15 protein-coding genes are annotated in these 17,190 nt (G+C 44.8%); 3 read left to right on the top strand and 12 right to left on the bottom strand.

Annotated features, from left to right (window positions below; all coding sequences use genetic code 11):
• Nucleotides 1-25: 25 nt before the first annotated feature.
• The 3 genes from BWI96_RS04090 to BWI96_RS04080 all read right to left on the bottom strand — a co-directional run bounded on the left by BWI96_RS04090 (nt 26) and on the right by BWI96_RS04080 (nt 3,512).
• Entirely contained in the window at nt 26-1,048 is a 1,023-nt protein-coding gene (locus BWI96_RS04090) for a glycosyltransferase family 2 protein (RefSeq protein WP_106635422.1), read from the bottom strand.
• A gap of 99 nt (nt 1,049-1,147) precedes the next feature.
• Entirely contained in the window at nt 1,148-1,480 is a 333-nt protein-coding gene (locus tag BWI96_RS04085; protein WP_106635421.1) for a YbaB/EbfC family nucleoid-associated protein, read from the bottom strand.
• A 100-nt stretch (nt 1,481-1,580) separates the two neighbouring features.
• Nucleotides 1,581-3,512 (bottom strand): T9SS type B sorting domain-containing protein, encoded by a 1,932-nt coding sequence (locus BWI96_RS04080; RefSeq protein ID WP_106635420.1) that lies wholly within the window; start codon nt 3,510-3,512, stop codon nt 1,581-1,583.
• Nucleotides 3,513-3,798: 286 nt separating this feature from the next.
• Here BWI96_RS04080 and BWI96_RS04075 point away from each other — a divergent pair, with 286 nt between their 5' ends.
• Both BWI96_RS04075 and BWI96_RS04070 read left to right on the top strand, forming a co-directional pair.
• Nucleotides 3,799-5,031: a bifunctional 3,4-dihydroxy-2-butanone-4-phosphate synthase/GTP cyclohydrolase II gene (locus BWI96_RS04075; RefSeq protein ID WP_106635419.1), complete on the top strand. Its 1,233-nt coding sequence runs from the start codon at nt 3,799-3,801 to the stop codon at nt 5,029-5,031.
• A gap of 343 nt (nt 5,032-5,374) precedes the next feature.
• Entirely contained in the window at nt 5,375-5,875 is a 501-nt protein-coding gene (locus BWI96_RS04070; protein ID WP_106635418.1) for a hypothetical protein, read from the top strand.
• A 483-nt stretch (nt 5,876-6,358) separates the two neighbouring features.
• Here BWI96_RS04070 and BWI96_RS04065 read toward each other — a convergent pair whose 3' ends face one another.
• The 9 genes from BWI96_RS04065 to BWI96_RS04030 all read right to left on the bottom strand — a co-directional run bounded on the left by BWI96_RS04065 (nt 6,359) and on the right by BWI96_RS04030 (nt 16,121).
• Nucleotides 6,359-7,264 carry a DUF4249 domain-containing protein gene (locus BWI96_RS04065; RefSeq protein ID WP_106635417.1) on the bottom strand — a complete coding sequence of 302 codons (906 nt, stop codon included), beginning with the start codon at nt 7,262-7,264 and terminating at the stop codon, nt 6,359-6,361.
• A gap of 7 nt (nt 7,265-7,271) precedes the next feature.
• Nucleotides 7,272-9,650 carry a TonB-dependent receptor gene (locus BWI96_RS04060; RefSeq protein WP_106635416.1) on the bottom strand — a complete coding sequence of 793 codons (2,379 nt, stop codon included), beginning with the start codon at nt 9,648-9,650 and terminating at the stop codon, nt 7,272-7,274.
• A 170-nt stretch (nt 9,651-9,820) separates the two neighbouring features.
• A complete protein-coding gene (locus tag BWI96_RS04055; RefSeq protein ID WP_106635415.1) occupies nt 9,821-11,155 on the bottom strand; it encodes a DUF4270 family protein in 1,335 nt (444 codons plus the stop codon).
• Nucleotides 11,156-11,219: 64 nt separating this feature from the next.
• Nucleotides 11,220-11,540: a DUF4907 domain-containing protein gene (locus tag BWI96_RS04050; RefSeq protein ID WP_106635414.1), complete on the bottom strand. Its 321-nt coding sequence runs from the start codon at nt 11,538-11,540 to the stop codon at nt 11,220-11,222.
• Nucleotides 11,541-11,545: 5 nt separating this feature from the next.
• Nucleotides 11,546-12,535: a kelch repeat-containing protein gene (locus BWI96_RS04045; protein WP_232793571.1), complete on the bottom strand. Its 990-nt coding sequence runs from the start codon at nt 12,533-12,535 to the stop codon at nt 11,546-11,548.
• A gap of 558 nt (nt 12,536-13,093) precedes the next feature.
• The gene (locus tag BWI96_RS22140) at nt 13,094-13,438 is read right to left on the bottom strand and encodes a LytTR family DNA-binding domain-containing protein (RefSeq protein WP_232793570.1); all 345 of its coding nucleotides are present in this window, start codon (nt 13,436-13,438) and stop codon (nt 13,094-13,096) included.
• Nucleotides 13,435-13,812, bottom strand: a complete 378-nt coding sequence (locus BWI96_RS22135) for a LytTR family DNA-binding domain-containing protein (RefSeq protein ID WP_232793569.1) — start codon at nt 13,810-13,812, stop codon at nt 13,435-13,437. The genes BWI96_RS22140 and BWI96_RS22135 overlap by 4 nt, the downstream gene beginning before the upstream one ends.
• Entirely contained in the window at nt 13,809-14,900 is a 1,092-nt protein-coding gene (locus BWI96_RS04035; RefSeq protein WP_106635412.1) for a sensor histidine kinase, read from the bottom strand. Before BWI96_RS04035 ends, BWI96_RS22135 begins: the two co-directional genes overlap by 4 nt.
• Nucleotides 14,901-15,425: 525 nt before the next feature.
• Nucleotides 15,426-16,121 carry a head GIN domain-containing protein gene (locus BWI96_RS04030; protein ID WP_106635411.1) on the bottom strand — a complete coding sequence of 232 codons (696 nt, stop codon included), beginning with the start codon at nt 16,119-16,121 and terminating at the stop codon, nt 15,426-15,428.
• A gap of 179 nt (nt 16,122-16,300) precedes the next feature.
• Between BWI96_RS04030 and BWI96_RS04025 the strand changes: the two genes are divergently transcribed.
• A complete protein-coding gene (locus BWI96_RS04025) occupies nt 16,301-17,188 on the top strand; it encodes a PorP/SprF family type IX secretion system membrane protein (RefSeq protein ID WP_106635410.1) in 888 nt (295 codons plus the stop codon).
• Nucleotides 17,189-17,190 lie beyond the last annotated feature (2 nt).

Genomic DNA, 17,190 nt, shown 5'->3' with positions numbered 1-17,190 from the left:
AGTAAACTATCGTATAATCAATAACTTACTTTATGCCCTTTAATTCCGAGAACTTCTGGTATCTGTGAAAAAAGTATGCCGATACAATGCTCTTCTCATACCGCTCCACTGGATTGCCCAGATTGCGTAATGTTTTAATCTCTTTTCGTTTGCGGTGCCATTTGGGCAATTCGGCATAAAAGGAAAAATGAGCTTGAACAATGGCCCAACAAGAACGTGGGAAGCCCGCCAAAAAGTATCGGATTCCAGCAGTACCATCCAGCACCAGTCGAATGAGAATCAGGCGATACAAGTGATAAGCAGGTAAGTTTTTATATAACATTGCCAGGCTATTGCGAAAATTCAGAAAAGTCTTTCGCGGATTCTGGTAATCCAGCGTGCCGCCCCCGACGTGGTAGACGGTTGATTTCGGCGTCGCCCAGACTTGATAGCCTAGCAACTGAATTCGCCAGCACAGGTCAATCTCCTCCATGTGGGCGAAAAAGTCGCTGTCAAATCCATGCAAGCCTTTGAAAATATCCGCCCGAACAAAAAAACAGGCTCCAGAAGCCCAGAAACATTGTTTATCGGTATCGTATTGCCCCAGGTCTTCTTCCCGAAAATTAAACATCCGTCCTCTGGTAAAAGGATAACCTAATACGTCCAGATACCCCCCAACACCACCGGCATGCTCAAAGTGTTTACGGTAGTTATAGTCCAGAATTTTGGGTTGAACCGCCGCAATTTTTTCATTATTCTCCAGTAAACTCAGCACCGGATCAATCCAGCCCGCCGTTACTTCCACGTCTGAATTCAGAAGGCAGTAATACTTCGCCGAAATCTGTTTCAGAGCTTCGTTATACCCTCCGGCAAAACCTAAATTGGAAGCATTGACGACCAACCGAACCTGCGGAAAATGTTCTTTCAGCCAGTGAACAGAATCGTCCGTCGAGCCATTATCAGCCACATAAACTGCGTGCTCGCCGGAATGCCTGACAACCGAAGAAAGGAATTTTTCGAGGTAAGCCTTACCGTTGTAATTAAGAATAACAATGGCTAAAAGATCCATATCATGTTGCGGGGCCTGATAGCCGAGCAAGGGGGAAATAAACTCAAAGAGAAAAGACCGATAGCAGCCTTTTCTCTTTCTGAAATATATAAAGAATGATTACTTACCAAACAGACTGTCCATGCCGGGGATATTGGGTAATAATCCGTCGGTAGCCTGTTTCAGATGATCTGCTACTTTGGCCTCAACGGCTTCCAGAGCTTTATTGGTGGCAGCCACGATCAGGTCACGAAGCATTTCCGTGTCTTCGGGTTTCACCAGATCAGGGTCAATTTCCAAATGAATCAGTTGCTTACGACCGTTCACGGTTGCCTTTACTAATCCGGCACCGGCTTCGGCTGTTTCCGTAATGGAAGGCAGAGATTCCTGAGCGTCTTTCATGCGGGCTTGCATTTCTTTCATCTTGCCCATCATGCCCATCATATCAAACATGTGCTGTTGTCGTTTTTGTTAACTAATTGCAAAAGTAGGTAATTCAGCATCAAAAAAGTCCTGCCGCCGAATGCAGACCTGACAATAGGACATTCCTCCCTTACCGAATGAGCTGAAAAACGCCTCTTTTGGTGAAGGAGTTACCGGCATCGTTACGAATATCGACCCGATACGAATAACTACCTACCGGAGCCGGGGAACCATTCACTAAACCATCCCAACCCCGATTCATATCCTCCGAAGAAAAAATGGGATTGCCCCATCGATCAAAAACGACCATTTTCATCTGGGTTACGTTCAGCATTTTCGGCAGAAAAATGTCATGCTGGGCATCCCCATTGGGAGAAAAAGCCTGCGGAACGTAAATCCGAACGGATTCGAAAAGGGGAATGGTATTGGAAACGCTTACACGCCCACTCTCCGAAAGGGCCTCAATCCGGTATTCGTACCCCGACTGAATCGGAATGGTTAAACTCGTTAAACTGACTTTCGTTTGCAGCCCTACGTTCTGAGAACCGATGACAGTTCCCTGAGCATCGACCACCTGAACCCGGTATGAGACCAGGGCACTTGTAAAGGGATTAGCGGAAGTCCACTGAATGTAATTGTCTTGTTGACTGGCAAAAATAGTACAGACAGATGATGAAAAATCGGAGTTGGTACGACAGGCACTCTGGTAAGCCACCTGATAACAATAGGATAAGCGATTGACATCCACGGCACTATCCGCAAACGGTTTTTTAACCTGACTGGCAGGAATGTCCTGAAAATTTCCGCCACCATTGGCCTTCCGAATACGTTCGCTTAAGGCTTCTCCACCGCCAGGAATGCTCCAGTCTACCAGTACTCCCTGTTTGGCTACTGTTGTGTATAAGTCCGAAATGGATTCGGGCTTATCATTAGAATCTATTTCTTTACATATAGCATCTGAAATAGACTCTACCCCCTTTACGCTAGCTACTACCCGATAGCAATAAGACTTCCCACAAACTACATCTGGATCAGTAAAACTCAGCTTGGTAATATCTGTAATAACGGCTACCTCTTTGTTATCTTTATAAACGGTATATGACTCAAAATCTGGAGCATTAGGATACCCCTTCCAGTTAATATCCATTTTTTGAGAACTGGCTGATACCGTTAGGGGAATCGTGCAAACTTCGGGCGAAATGCCGCTATTCCCGCAACCCGCTGGCACTTCCGTCCTTACCTGAAAGCAGTATTGCTTCGCTGGATCTAACTGATTAACCGTTAACGAAGTAGCTCCCCCATTTCCTGAGCCCAAACCCGTTGCCTGATACATTCCATTTACTTCTTTCTGGTAAATGTTTTGGTTAAAAGCTGTACTTCCTACAAATTGAATGGTTACGGCTTTCTTATCATTAGCAAGCTCTAATTGCGTAATAGCCGGGGTAAACGTAGCGGGTGTGTTGATATTAACACTTAAAGGGTCGCTGGTATTCGTACAGACACTTCCGGTGTATCCCCCCGACACAATTATGTTTACGGTATTGGGGGTACTTGCGGTGTACGTATAGGTTTTGGTATAAGGTAATTTGTCCTTGGTGAGCGTTTCGGAAGTTCCGTCTCCCCAATTGATAATGAACGTATCGTAAGGATTCTTCGAGGCATCCTGTGGAATTTCTATAGTTACCTGACGATTAGAACAGGATTTGGCGGTAAAAAGAGGTTTGGGGTTATCGACTACCTGAATAGTTTGGCAAGCGTAGTAACCTGAACCCGCAGCACCAACCATTATCAGGCCGTAAGTCCCTGCTTTATCATATTGGTGACTCGTGGTAACCGTTTCAGATTTAAGGTTATTATTAAAGTCAATGGTAGGGTCTTGATACTCGTACCAAAAACCTGTATTTCCGCCGCCCGTTGTTAGATCACTCGTATAAACCTTATCTCCTTTGCATATTTTCAGAACATTTTTAGAGGTCCCTGTGATCGATATAGGAGTAGCATTTTGACTTCCAATCCTCACTTCTAGCTTTCCCGTTTCTTGAGTACCCTCACTGTCGGACACTGAGCCCAGCTTTTACACGCTATTCCTAAAATCAAAAAAAGTATCCGTATTCGCATCTGAAGGTTGTGTCAAAGCTGTATGGCGAATCAAATTTCCGTTAATCCTGCCATCATTCCAAAATAGGGCCGTAGTTTTGAATATCCAAACACCGTTTTTTACCGACGAAACCTAACGCCAATTTTGCGTGTTCAGTGTAGTCACAACGCATCAGATCGCCTCAGGCGTATATTTTAAAGCTGATTTTGGCAAAACCCGACATTAAAACTCCGATTATAGGTAAGCAGCCATGGAAGAGAGTCCCATTCAATTAGATCGCATCGAGGATGCTATAGAAGACATTAAAGCCGGAAAGATCATTGTTGTTGTTGACGACGAAGATCGTGAAAATGAAGGCGATTTGATTTGTGCCTCGGAGTTGATCACACCCGAGATGGTCAATTTTATGACCAAGGAAGCCCGGGGCCTCATTTGCGTTCCCCTGACGGAAGAACGTTGCCGGGAACTGGACCTGGATATGATGGTTGGGAATAACACATCCAATCACGAAACAGCCTTCACCGTTTCCGTTGATTTATTAGGGAATGGCTGTACCACCGGAATTTCAGCCTCTGACCGGGCTAAAACGATTCGGGCTCTGGTAGATTCCGAAACGAAACCCGAAGATTTAGGTCGCCCCGGCCATATTTTTCCCCTGAAAGCTCGGGCAGAAGGCGTTTTGCGTCGTCCCGGCCATACCGAAGCCGCAATTGATTTCGCCGTTCTTGCTGGTTTGAAACCTTCCGGTACGCTCATCGAAATACTGAACGAAGATGGCACGATGGCTCGCTTGCCTCAGCTTCGAGCCTTCGCCGATAAATTCGACATGAAACTGGTAAGTATCAAAGATTTGATTGCTTACCGTTTACGCACTGAATCCCTCATCAAACGGGAAATTGGCGTGGATATGCCTACTGAATGGGGCAATTTTAGTCTGATTGCCTACACGCAGGTAGCCACAAACGACACGCATCTGGCTTTGGTGAAAGGCACTTGGGAGGAAGGTGAAGCCATATTGACCCGCGTACACAGCTCCTGCGTAACAGGCGATATCTTCGGCTCCTGCCGTTGTGATTGCGGGGAACAGTTACACCGGGCCATGCAGATGGTAGAAAAAGAGGGCAAAGGTGTAGTGCTCTATATGTTTCAGGAAGGCCGTGGTATTGGTTTGTTGAACAAGCTGAAAGCATACAAGCTTCAGGAAATGGGCCGCGATACCGTTGAAGCTAACCTTGAGTTAGGCTTCCAGATGGATCAGCGTGATTACGGCGTAGGAGCTCAGATTCTTCGCGATCTAGGCGTTAGCAAACTCCGTCTGATGTCCAATAATCCCAAAAAGCGTTCGGCTTTGGCAGGATATGGAATCGAAATTGTAGAAACCGTGCCCATCGAAATTCCTTCTAATCCGCACAATGAGCGTTATCTGACAACGAAGCGTGATAAAATGGGTCATTTACTAAATGGACTTAAGCCTTTGATTTAATAAGTACTTGATCGATAGTCAACGTTTTACAACCGTACCATGTATGGTTCAATGATGCTAAGAACTTACTTATTACATATATCATTAAATGAAAACGTCTTCTCAAGTTTTGGGAAGACGTTTTTTTATGAATTAATTCCCCTATCAATAACTCCTAACCCTCTGAAAGTAAGGACTAAAAAATCGATATTTTCTTTGGAAGTAATCGATAAATTTTGACACATTTGTTCAATTAATCCAATTTTTACTTTGACAAGTACAAAATAAATCAAAGATTATTGGGTATAATACAAAAAGTACCTCTAATAAATTTCTTCAATCCAGTTTCTGAGAAATATTTGCCATGAAAACGTTTACTATCTTAAAATTTGCTTTGGTCAGTTGTTGCCTTTTGATTGCTACCTTAAGCTTTGCACTTTCAGACCCTGAAACCCACTGGAACTCTGGAAAGGTGCAATTACAAAATGGGGAATGGCTGAGTGGAGAATTGCATTTCAACGCCGATCTGGGTCTTCTGGAGTTTAATCTTGATGGCGTTACTACTGTACTTTCGGCTCATAAAGTAGCGTCCTTCTACTTTTTCGATTATCAGGCCAATCGAATGCGAAATTTCGTCGTCGAGTCTTTCAAGCATAACGATCACTTCGTTCCCACCTTTTTTGAGTTGTTAGTAGACGGGCGAATTCGCTTACTTGGTCGGGAACAAGTCATTCGTGTACCTTTTCAGGAAGAAAAACAAAAGCGGAATGTTTATTACTTCCAGCAACCGAATGGAGAAATTGTAAAGTATAAAGGCCGCCTCAAACAGATTTATAGAACACTAAATGACCGCCGGGAGACGTAGCTTTTTTTGTTAACCGCGTGAAATGGTACAACTTCGACGAAAAACCCGTGGTAGAGTTATTTCGCTATTGTAACTCTTTGTAGTTGTTCGTTGATGGGTATTAGTTATTGGATTAACAACTAATAAATCACTGGTGCGAGATTGCATCTCATTCCTCAAAAACGCCACGTTCCTGCCTGCCATTCTCCTGAAGCCTGTCATTCAGAGCGAAGCGAAGGACCTTATTGACTTAAGGAACTTACTTGGTCATGAAAACTGCCAAAGTCGTTCGGCTCTAGCCGATAGGAGGCGAATCAGTAGCTATCCACAAAAACGGGCCGGGCCACGCTGGTAGCAATAAAGTATGTCCCTTTTTACCTCTGGTGTGAGACTGCCTCTTGTTCCAACAAAAACGGCAGGTTTTCACCTGCCGTTAGTCTTTTATAATTATCCCAAAGTGTTTCCCCTTTTTAGTTCAGTAACTACAACCTACTTCAGCAAAAATCAGGGTTTTGGAATGGCGTTTTCCCGTTTAAAAACCGTTGATCGGCGGCTGACCGCCGAAGCTCCAAACCAGCCCATCGCTCTTGGGCCATCGGCTCTTTTGTTGGAGATATTGGTGGGAACGTTGGCTGGAGCCGTAGCAAACAAGCCCTGATTTCCCGCCTCTGACCGAACTGCGTTAATAAATTCGTGCGTGGCTGGGGTAATGCTAAATAACTCTACCCGAAGGGAGTCATTTTCGCTGAACAGCTTATTCAGGTTGATGGACCGACGAATCGGGAGAATAAAAACCAAACCATCGGTGCTTCCGCCTTTGCTGAAGCCCCCATCGTAAGAAATGTTCAGGTCGGTTGCTTTTCTATCGTACCGTGTTCCGTTTTTATAGGCTTTAATCCAGTAACAATCATCGGACCCTTTAAAATCAGTACTGTAAAACTCGGCTACATAGCCTTCTTTCGGACTATCCTCAGCCACGAAAGTGGGCTTATCATAATAATACGTGATGGAGTCAATGGGGGGCACGCGTTTTACCTGCGTTTGAGCTTCGTAGGTTTCGTTATTATACATTACCGTCAGTTTGTAACTACCCCCTACGCGACCAATCGCTTCTCTGGCGACAGGCTTCCAGGTATACGTTCCATTCCGGGCCTCATCCAGAAAAGTATACACTTTCCCCTGATCATCCGTAACGGTTACGGTGGCTCCAGTGGCGGGTAAAGCCCGTGAGTTATCAAAGTAATTCTGAGAAAGTGTTAACTTAATATACTGAGGTGCAGACTGATCGGTTACCCAGCCATCGATTACTAATCGGGTCGGGGCCGTTTCAGTTTTTAAGTTAATAACGTCCTCACAAGACATCAAAGAAATGCTCAGTAAAAGCAGAAGAAAAAAACTATATCGTTTCATGGTTGAATCAGAACTTAAAGTTGTAGGTAATAGAAGGAATAAGCGAGCCTAGTACGGCATAACGAACGGCTTCGGTGCGAAGCGGATCGTTCTCATTCTGCCGAACAAAAACCGAGAAAGGATTCCGACGATTATAAACGTTGTAAATCGAATACACCCACTCGGCATCGCCTTTGCCAAAGAGCTTCTTCTTCGCCTTACGCGTTACCGATAAATCCAGTCGATGGTACCAGGGAATACGGCTTCCATTACGGCTATCGTAATAGTTATCGCCGATGATGATTTCCTGACCCGGTTCTCCCCCACTCCATTCACTTCGGCTGGTGGGATAGGTGGCAGGCGTTCCCGAGGAAGCAGCGAAGTTTGCCGAGAATGAAAGCCGGTCGTTCACTTGATAAATTCCTACGGCTGTCAGGTTATGCGTTTTATCAAAACGAGCCGCAAACCAGTTATTATTATTGATCCCGTCCACCAGACGCTCCGTGCGAGCCAGCGTATAACTCACCCAGCCCGTCAGTTTTCCTTCGTTTTTCTTGAGGTAGAACTCGGCTCCATAAGCCCGACCTTTGCCGTATAATAAATCTCCTTCAACAAATCGATTCAACAACAAATCCGAACGACGTACGTAATCAATCTGATTTTGCAGGTCTTTGTAATAGCCTTCAATGCTAAATTCGTAAGCGTTGTTTTTAAAGTTCTGGAACCAACCCAAAGCTACTTGGTCGGCCAGTTCGGGTTTGATATTCGACGAAGAAAGGGTCCAGACATCTAGCGGTGACGAAGCAGCCGTGTTGCTCAGTAAATGCAGGTATTGAGCCATACGGTTGTAACTCATTTTAATCGATGCATTCGAGTTGACCTGAACTTTGGCTGAGAATCGAGGCTCCCAGTTACCATAGGTCTTCAGGACACCACTTTCCACGCGAGTGCCGGGCAATTGCGGTTCCAGGTGATCACCGGGCGTGGTGGGAAGGTAGGTAATCAAATCGCCCGGAGCCAGACTCCTGAACATGGAATACCGAAGTCCATATTGCAGAGTTAATAGCTTTCCTATGCGTTGCTCATTAGCCACGTATAGAGCCGACTCATCTCCTCGGCGTCCTTCCAGACTAATATCAACGGTTTCTCCTACCGAACGGGCGATGGCCTTACCCGGAGCTGAATCATAATAAATGTACTGTCCCCCGAAGGTTAACTGATTACTGGGCGTCAGGAAGTACGTGAAGTCTGCTTTGCCACTCGCACTTTTGATTTGCGAATTCCACTTGAAGCTATCCCGTGGACTGGTATCAGCTCCTAAAGAATACTTGTAGTTGGAGTAATAACCGGTTACATTCAGGAACAGGCGGTTACTAAAGATGTGATTCCAACGCGTCGAGACGGTACCATTTCCCCAGTTAAAACCAAAATCACCGCCACCAAAGTTATCCCGGCCAAAGTAACCCGAAACGTAGAAGGTATTATTATCATTAAGCTGGTAATTACCTTTAGCAGTCAGATCATAGAAATTAAAAACGGCCCCTTTCAAATCTCCCTTTAAAAAGGGTTTAGCCAGGATATCCGCGTACGAACGGCGACCTGCCACAATGAAAGAACCCTTGCCATTAAAAATGGGACGTTCGTAAGTTAACCGACTGAAAATTAATCCAAGTCCCCCTTCAATCTGCTGTTTCTTAGAGTTTCCTTCTTTCATCCGAACATCCAGAATTGAAGAAATCCGGCCCCCGTAATTGGCGGGAATTCCGCCTTTGACAAGTTTTACATCTTTAACGGCATCCGGGTTGAAAACGGAGAAAAAACCAAATAAGTGTGAAGAGTTGTAGACCGGAGCTTCATCCAGCAAAATCAGGTTTTGCCCTACATCGCCGCCGCGAACGTTAAAGCCGGAAGCTCCCTCGCCTACCGTCGAAACGCCCGGCAGCAACTGAATACTTCGCACTAAATCGACCTCGCCCAGCAAAGCAGGCATTTGTTTAATCGTCTTGATGTCAACTTTATTAACCGACATCTCCACCGATTTTACGTTTTCGTCTGCTGCCTGACTTCGTACGACGACATCCTGTAGTTGGATGCCTTCATCCTTCATTTCCAGGTTTAGCGTAACGTCCTTTTGAGTCAAATCCACTTGCTTTTCCTGACGCTGATACCCCACAAAACTGTACACCAGCGTATAGTTTCCTTTGGGCAGGGTAATGGAGTAAAAGCCGTAGCTATTCGTAGCGGCTCCGGTAGCTTTTTCTTTTACGAAAACCGAAACGCCAATGAGTCCTTCGCCGTTAGCGGCATCTTTGACATAACCGGAAATTGTTGCTTTTTCAATAGATTGGCCCAAAGCTGTTTGTACGAAAAAACAGCCCAATAACCAAAGGGGAAGAAGTTGTTTCATAAGTTGTTGATAAAACCAGGGGGTATGGCTTAAAAACCACCCTAGCGGATAGATTGTAAAATACGACCAAAGATGGGGCGTATGTACTGAAGGTTGTACTTTTTTGTGATAACTGGAGAATACCAGCGATTGCTGGATAAAAAAAATCCCCGGAGCTACCGGGGATTTTTTTATCGATTGCGATTGGTGTAGTAAAGCACGAGCCTTACCCGATCGGAGGAATAATTTCGATTCCCCAGCGATGTTCGCGAGAAATTCAGATACTGCTGAGCTCCTACGCCAGGTGTCAGGATGATGGGTGCTAACTGCGTTTTGCCCGACATCAACTGATTAAAGTAGTTCGTTACATTGAATGTGTAATGATCTTTTGTTTCATATATCGAACTTTCCGTCGTATAGGTGGCCGAAACGGGAGTTAACGAATTAGTGATCGTTTCGATGGGCTGACTGGTGAGGATATCATTTACCGCATTCGTCTTGTACAAGTACAAAGTATTGGGAGGCAGTGCATTATCTCTAAAGTTCGTTCGAACGGGATCGAATATTAACTCCGCCCGATTCACCCCTAAGATCGCATCTCTACTCATCAATACATTGTCGAAGTAGGGGAACTCAACCCGCGTCCGTAAAGGTCCGCCCTGCGTAATGTAAGCGACATTTCCAGTCAGTGAACTATTCACAGCATCCGAACGATTTTTCAGATTTGCCAAGGGCGTACCTTTATAATCAAAGCCGTAACGTGTATAATGCTTGTAAGAAAAATCAATATCTATTTTCTCTGACGTTACGGTCGTAGAGCTATTATCATGGAAATAGAGTCGGATGAGACTTCTACCCGTATTGACACCAAAGCCTACGATAACATTTCCAGCCGAAGATCCTTTGAACGCTAAGCCAGGTAAGACCTGCTGAAGCGTTTCATCATCACGAATGGTGCGAGTCTTTAATCGGTCAAAAAGAATGGCTCCCAATGAATCCTTACGGATGCGAACAGTGGGGGTTCCTCCTTTGCCGGGATAAAAGCTTTTTTCTGCCAGCGGTTGCGTTGCATAACGAGCAGACGTATTCGTATTGTAATAAAGCGTACCGGAAGCTAAGGGCGTCGTCATGACGTGAGCACTTAGCTTAAAGGTCTGAACACTATCCCCATACGAATAAGACAGGGGTAAAATCAGAACGGTAGAGTCAAGTACAATTGAAGATGCTCTGGTATTCAGAGTATTACTGGGAAATGTAGGAGAAGCGAAAGCGGTAAATTCCTGCACACCCGTATTGGCATCCCTCCAACGACCTGCATATATCATGGAATCCGCAGAAGTTATAGCCGTATCCGTTACGGCTACTGTGGATAGTTTTACGGTAAACGTATCAACCATCACCACCGAAAGATTCGCGTCAGGAATAACTTCAGAACCTAAATTAAGGTCTCCTTTCTGGCAACTCCCTAATACATAGAGCAAACTTGCTACAAAGCATAGCAATAGCCAGGATTTCCTATTCTTCATTGATTATTTTTTGAGTAAATAAAACCGGGAGCAGGCAATCTACCCACTCCCGCTTCTTACTTGCTTAGGGTATTTCTACACCCAGTTCCTTAAGTTCTTCAACTGTTAGTGAAGGAGGGAATTCTTGGTTTTCTATTTTATGCAGAACCAGTTTACCGGCAGCTTCTGCCTGTTCTGCATCTTTGAACCCTTTTTCACCATCAATGCCCGGAATCATGGGCTGACGGATGTAAGGTTTCCCTTGGTTACTGATCTGATATCCCCAGCCGATGTCCGTCTTAAAAACAGAGACTTCATAAGAAGAGGAACGGGATTTCCAGAAATAGAAACTTACCGCGACCAGGCCAATAATGAATAAAAACCAAACCCAACGCTTTCTAAACATGGCTATTATTCAGCAACAACCCGCTGTTTGGAAGGATCGAAAGCATAAATATCATCATAACGGGTACTTGAACCACCCGTAGTGATGTATCCAATGTTATTAATGGAGAAGCTTACGGCTAAAGATCTGATAGATGGCTTCACTTTCCAGGAACCTGTAGAAATATCCTGAACTTTTGTCCAGATATCAGTAGCAGGATCATAAGACCATACGAAAGAATCTCCACCTTCACCCATTAACAGATAACCGATGTTTCCAATTACAAAAGTACTAGCATTTCTGCGGGCAATCGTGGATTGATCAGAAGTAAAGTCCAGTTTTTGCGTCCAAACTTTCGTGGCTGGATCATATACCCACCAATCTCTCTGGCTAGAACCGTTGTTCTCACCCGTGCCAACGTAAGCAACATTGTTAATAACCATTGACACTGCTCCGCGACGTTTCACACCAGCGTAGCTCGTTTCTTTAGTCCAGGCGTCAGCAGCGGGATCATAAGAATAGATATCGTTCACATAGTTACCATCATAACCTGTTCCAACATATCCTTTATTATTGATTACAAACGATACAGAACCAGAACGAGCACTACCCATATAATCGGCAATTTTCGTCCACTTATTCGCTGTGGGATCGTATGAATAAAAGTCTTTTAAGTATTGGTTGTTCGCATTTTGACCCAAGCCAACGTAACCTTTGTTATTGGCAGTGAAGCCAGATCCTAATGCACGGGCAACACCGGGGAAGTTCGCTTTCTGAGTCCAGGTATTCAACTGAGAATCGTACTCCCACATGTCAGATAAACGCTCACTGTTGCTATTTAAACCTGTGGCAACATATGCCTTCGTTCCAATAACAAAGCTGGCAGCACCCCCACGGGCTACTCCTTCAAAGTCTGATTTGCGAGTCCAGTCACCAAACTCAGTGGTGTCGTTGTTTTTGCCACAAGAAAAACCGATGGCTGCTAAACCAGCAATCATTAAAAGGGAACGGTTCATAGACCGGAATCCACGAGAAATACTACGCACAGAGGTGGGATTTGAAAAAATAGACATCATTGAAAAGTCAGACCGTTTCATTTAATTCGGTATGATGAAAAAGTTGATTAATAGATTAGTCCACTCGTAAGCTCCGCTTGATCGGTACCTTCGCTTTCTAATCCGGGAATGTATGTAATGGAGTGATTCACTGGAATCATGCTCGGTTATACAAATCCTTTTTACTTGTCAGCTTTCGCCTAATAAAAACGCAAAAGTAATCTTATGTTTTTAGGAAATAAAACCCTCAGTCGAAAAGCTGCTTCCGCTCGTCATTTTCAACTCCGATTTATCGCCCTTCTTTCCTTTGACCTTTTCCCGTTTTCTAGGATGCAGCTTTGATAAACTACTGATTAAAAGAACATTACCCATTAAAAAACAATAACTCTCTTACCTTTAAGTATCCTTTCCCAAAAACTTCATTCTTTTCAGGACTCGGAAATAAATTCTACTTCAGGCTAATCACTAGCTTTATTAACGTTGCTGGCGGCTTTTATTGTACGGTTTTTCCGAAAAAAGCTACTCGTGTTTGTTTACCTGTAACACTTCCAGTATCTGAGGCAGGTACTGTTCACTGACCGGAATGCTGTTCCCTGCGACGGTAATCTTCAGTTTCCGAATGGCATCCACCCGATCGGTCGCAATGATGTACGAACGATGCACGCGTAAAAATGCCGGAGCAGGTAATATTTCTTCCAGGTTTTTTAGGGTCATCCGGGTAATAACCGGGCGACTATGAACCGTGGTATGAATCTTCACGTAGTCTTTCAGTCCTTCAATGTATAAAATCGTTGGAACCTGGATTTTCACCAGTGAGTAATCGGCATGGACAAAAAAATGATCTTCCGCCGGAGCCGTTGTCACCGCAGCTTCGTGCGGCTAAAAAATTCTCTGGCTTTTTCTGTCGCCTGTAAAAAACGAGCCATTGGTACGGGCTTCAGCAGGTAATCGAGGACATTCAGGTTAAAACCTTCGAGAGCGTATTGCTCATAAGCGGTCACAAATATAACCTGAGGCCGTTGCGTCAGAGATTTCAGAAATTGCGTGCCCGTGAGGCCCGGCATCTGAATGTCCATGAACAATAAATCAACCGTTTCACGATTGATTACTTCCAGCGTTTCCAGGGCATCTTCGCAGGTAGCAACCAGCTCCAGGTACGGTACTTTGTTAATATTATCGGCGAGTAAGGCCAAAGCCAGTGGCTCGTCATCTACGGCTACGCAGCGGATTTTATTCATGAAAACTTTAGGGTTAATTGAACTTCATACCAGCCCTCCGACTCCACGATGTTGAGTTCGTGTTGGGGATAGAGCAAATTCAGTCGTCGTTCTACGTTTTTCAACCCAATACCAGAACGATGATCTTTCGGGTCATCAGGTTGCATGCTTACTTTATTTTTTACCAGAAAATACAAAATATCCTCTTCAATGCTCAGTTGAACACTAATCGTAGGCTGATGAATCATGCCGATTCCGTGCTTGAACGCATTCTCGACAAAAGGAATCAGTAACATAGGTTCAATCGAATGATTCCCGTTAATGGACCCCGTGTTAAAGCCTACCTGTACTTTTTTTCCCAGACGGAGGGTTTGCAGATCAATGTAACTTTTCAGATAGCTAACTTCCTGATCAATTGGCACTTTCGCTTCATCCGATTCGTATAACATGTATCGCATTAACTCGGCTAGTTGAATAGTGGCGGGCTCTACAGACTCGGGTTTGAACCGAGCCAGCGATACAATACTATTCAGAATGTTAAAGAGAAAATGAGGACTAATCTGAGAACGGAGAAAACTCAGTTCAGACTTGAGCCGCTCGTTTTCACGTTCTTTCTCGGATTGTTGTTTTCGGTGAAAATCGTTCAGAATCTGATACGTCGTACTTAACGAAAAAATGAATAATACCGGAAAAATGGTTCCCAGCATAAACCGGACGTTGGTCAGATCAGACTCCAGGGACTGCGAGCGTAACCCCACCGAAATCAGAAACATCACCAGCACCGAACTGGCTACCGTTACCAGGTACACGCCAATGCCTCTTTTCTCCAGTACTTTAGGAATCAGTATCTTGGTATTCAGATAGAAGAATAGAACCGCCATCAGGTTCAGGGCCACCATGTAACTGGGTTCGGGCGGTTTGCCCGACGGTGGCCGATGAGGTCTGGGCTGCGGCGGAAATACCAAAGGCCAAACCACGAACAGGCTCCAGAATAGCACCTGAAGCAGCTTCGCCAGGCTCTTGAAATACGTATTGAAAAAGGGGTAACCATCTAAGGGTAAACTACTTATTCGATTTGAAAAGTATGTAAGTTCCACAAAAGATGCCATACCCCCTGCATCCCGCGATGAGAATCTTCCTTTTTTCGACGGGAATACCTAAAAAACCGATCAGCTCTAAAAGACTTTGCAAATCCATAATCGACGAACGCTATGTAAGTCACGGCTTTTAGAACCTTCATCAGTTAAGAATGGGAAGGCAAGTAAGTGCCTTCGCTTTGTAATGAAAGAGCGGTAGGATATAAACAACGCTCCTTAAACTGTCCTCTCGAACGAAGTGAGAGATCTTCTGTAGAATGGGACGGCGTGAGGGGTAGTAAAGTTTCTATAGAGTCAAGTAAGCTCGTAAACCTATTATAAGGTTCTCCTTATAAGGTTCTTCGCTTCACTCTGAATGACAGACTCGGGGAGAATGGCAGGTAGGAGCCTGCCTTTTTAGAAAAGAGATAGAATCTCGCACCAGTAAAGCAGGGAGACGGTTCGATAATCTCCCTACTTTATCCAAATTGTCATATTCAGACCCTGTTTAAGGCCAAAACGGCTTTTCTTAGAGCTGATCGGCTTTTATACTAGGAATTAATCCCGGCGTACTGTACTTCCGCCTGAGCTTTGCACATCCATTCTGGGATTACCCCGGTACCATAATGCACTGGCTCCGGCGGCTCTTACTTTCAGATTTTGAGAAGCGGTTACTTCGGCCTTACTCGCCCCTGACAAATCCACGGCAGCATCATAGACTGGAAATTCAAAGGCATCCAGCTCCGAAGCTCCCGACAGAATAACATCCATTTGGTTCGCATACCCCTCTAATTCCAGCTCGCTGGCTCCCGAAAGATCAGCGGTGAGAAAGTCAACTGTTCCACTAAACCATAGCTCAGAAGCTCCTGAGAGTCTTACATCTACCTGAGGTTCCTGCTCAAAACCTGTAATATCGGCCTCTACTGCTCCCGAAAAATCTACCGATTCCAGATAAGGCATGGTAATCTCCAGCTCCATGTCATACTGCCGATTGCGATTATGTCGGTAACTAATGCGTAACTCATCATTTACTTTTCGAACATCCAGATCATCTACATCGGCCCGGTGACCGTGGGCAACGATGCGATACGCATTCCCCTGAACGACAGAAACCTTTAAGCCATTACTCATGGCGAGGCGATCGAAGTTGTTCAGCGAAAAATCGGCAAAGGTTTCATCATAAGGTCCAACATTATCCCGGCTACAGGAATTCAGGGCGAGGAGGGTAACGCCCCAGACTAGATACTTTTTCATGGCTTTATCAGAAACTATAGATAGATTGAATACATAAACTTCTCTCGAAACGCATCATTAGTCTACGTTATTGGGATGAATAACTAGTTTTCTTGGGTAAGTGGTTTTTTGAAAAGTCGTTTTATACTCCCTTTTTCATTCGGCTCTGCTTATATTTCGTTTTCCAATCAACCACTGGTATGCGTTTACTTGTACTAATCTGTCTGGTTTTCCTTTCTGAAATGGCTTCGGCTCAGTTAGAAGCAGCGTATAGCTCCTACCCTTTCAACCCGCTGGCTATTAACCCCGCTTACGCTGGAAGTCGTGACGTAACGAGTCTAACGTTCATCAATCGCCGTCGCTCGGTATTTTATCGAAATACTTATAGTTCTCAATATTTTGCCTTTGATGCTCCGGCGGGAGAAAAGTTTGCGGTTGGCTTCCAGGCTTTCCGGGACCCTTATTCCGTTGCGTCTGTAGGTTTTTACGGAACCGGAGCCTATCGTCACCGGATTTCGGAAAATGAAATGCTATCAATCGGAGCTCAGGTGGGGATAACGCAGGTGGTTCCACCCAACAATTTTATTGGTAATAATGTGTATCCCGTCAGTGCTGGCTTAGGGGTTCAGTATAAAACGCCACGTTATTACGCCGGACTTTCGGCCCAAAATCTGGTCGGTTCTAATAATTACTACGATAATCTTCGACCTGTTTTTCTGACGGGTGGCTATCTTTTTGATGTGTCGGAAGAAGTAAAGCTCAAGCTAGCTACGCTCGTTCGCGGACAGACACTTGAATCCCGTTTTAAGGCCAATGCTGACGTTAATGCAACGGTGTGGATAAAGCAGGTTGGGATTGGACTTTGGTATCAAAGTACGCTCAAAACGCTGGGTGGACGAAGTGGCATTCTCGGAACCGCCGAAGTTCAGTTGGGGGATCGCTTCCGCGTAGGAGCCAGTTACGATTTCAATTCTACCCAAACCGGAAGCTTCGGCTTTAATACCACAGAAAGTACGATCTGGCAGTTTTTCCTACGGTATGAGTTTGACAACGGAACTGGCAAAGTCGGACAGATGCGGTATTTTTAATG

The sequence above is a fragment of the Siphonobacter sp. SORGH_AS_0500 genome (genome assembly GCF_002838835.1).
Classification (GTDB): Bacteria; Bacteroidota; Bacteroidia; order Cytophagales; family Spirosomataceae; genus Siphonobacter.
Note: the sequence above shows the minus strand (reverse complement) of the source record. Positions and strands in the feature narration are given on the sequence as shown.

What these genes read in the sequence shown, in the direction of transcription:
- BWI96_RS04090 (WP_106635422.1), bottom strand. Translation starts at nt 1,048, where the DNA reads ATGGATCTTTTAGCCATTGTTATTCTTAATTACAACGGTAAGGCTTAC.
- BWI96_RS04085 (WP_106635421.1), bottom strand. Translation starts at nt 1,480, where the DNA reads ATGTTTGATATGATGGGCATGATGGGCAAGATGAAAGAAATGCAAGCC.
- BWI96_RS04075 (WP_106635419.1), top strand. Translation starts at nt 3,799, where the DNA reads ATGGAAGAGAGTCCCATTCAATTAGATCGCATCGAGGATGCTATAGAA.
- BWI96_RS04070 (WP_106635418.1), top strand. Translation starts at nt 5,375, where the DNA reads ATGAAAACGTTTACTATCTTAAAATTTGCTTTGGTCAGTTGTTGCCTT.
- BWI96_RS04065 (WP_106635417.1), bottom strand. Translation starts at nt 7,264, where the DNA reads ATGAAACGATATAGTTTTTTTCTTCTGCTTTTACTGAGCATTTCTTTG.
- BWI96_RS04060 (WP_106635416.1), bottom strand. Translation starts at nt 9,650, where the DNA reads ATGAAACAACTTCTTCCCCTTTGGTTATTGGGCTGTTTTTTCGTACAA.
- BWI96_RS04055 (WP_106635415.1), bottom strand. Translation starts at nt 11,155, where the DNA reads ATGAAGAATAGGAAATCCTGGCTATTGCTATGCTTTGTAGCAAGTTTG.
- BWI96_RS04050 (WP_106635414.1), bottom strand. Translation starts at nt 11,540, where the DNA reads ATGTTTAGAAAGCGTTGGGTTTGGTTTTTATTCATTATTGGCCTGGTC.
- BWI96_RS04045 (WP_232793571.1), bottom strand. Translation starts at nt 12,535, where the DNA reads ATGAACCGTTCCCTTTTAATGATTGCTGGTTTAGCAGCCATCGGTTTT.
- BWI96_RS22135 (WP_232793569.1), bottom strand. Translation starts at nt 13,812, where the DNA reads ATGAATAAAATCCGCTGCGTAGCCGTAGATGACGAGCCACTGGCTTTG.
- BWI96_RS04035 (WP_106635412.1), bottom strand. Translation starts at nt 14,900, where the DNA reads ATGGCATCTTTTGTGGAACTTACATACTTTTCAAATCGAATAAGTAGT.
- BWI96_RS04030 (WP_106635411.1), bottom strand. Translation starts at nt 16,121, where the DNA reads ATGAAAAAGTATCTAGTCTGGGGCGTTACCCTCCTCGCCCTGAATTCC.
- BWI96_RS04025 (WP_106635410.1), top strand. Translation starts at nt 16,301, where the DNA reads ATGCGTTTACTTGTACTAATCTGTCTGGTTTTCCTTTCTGAAATGGCT.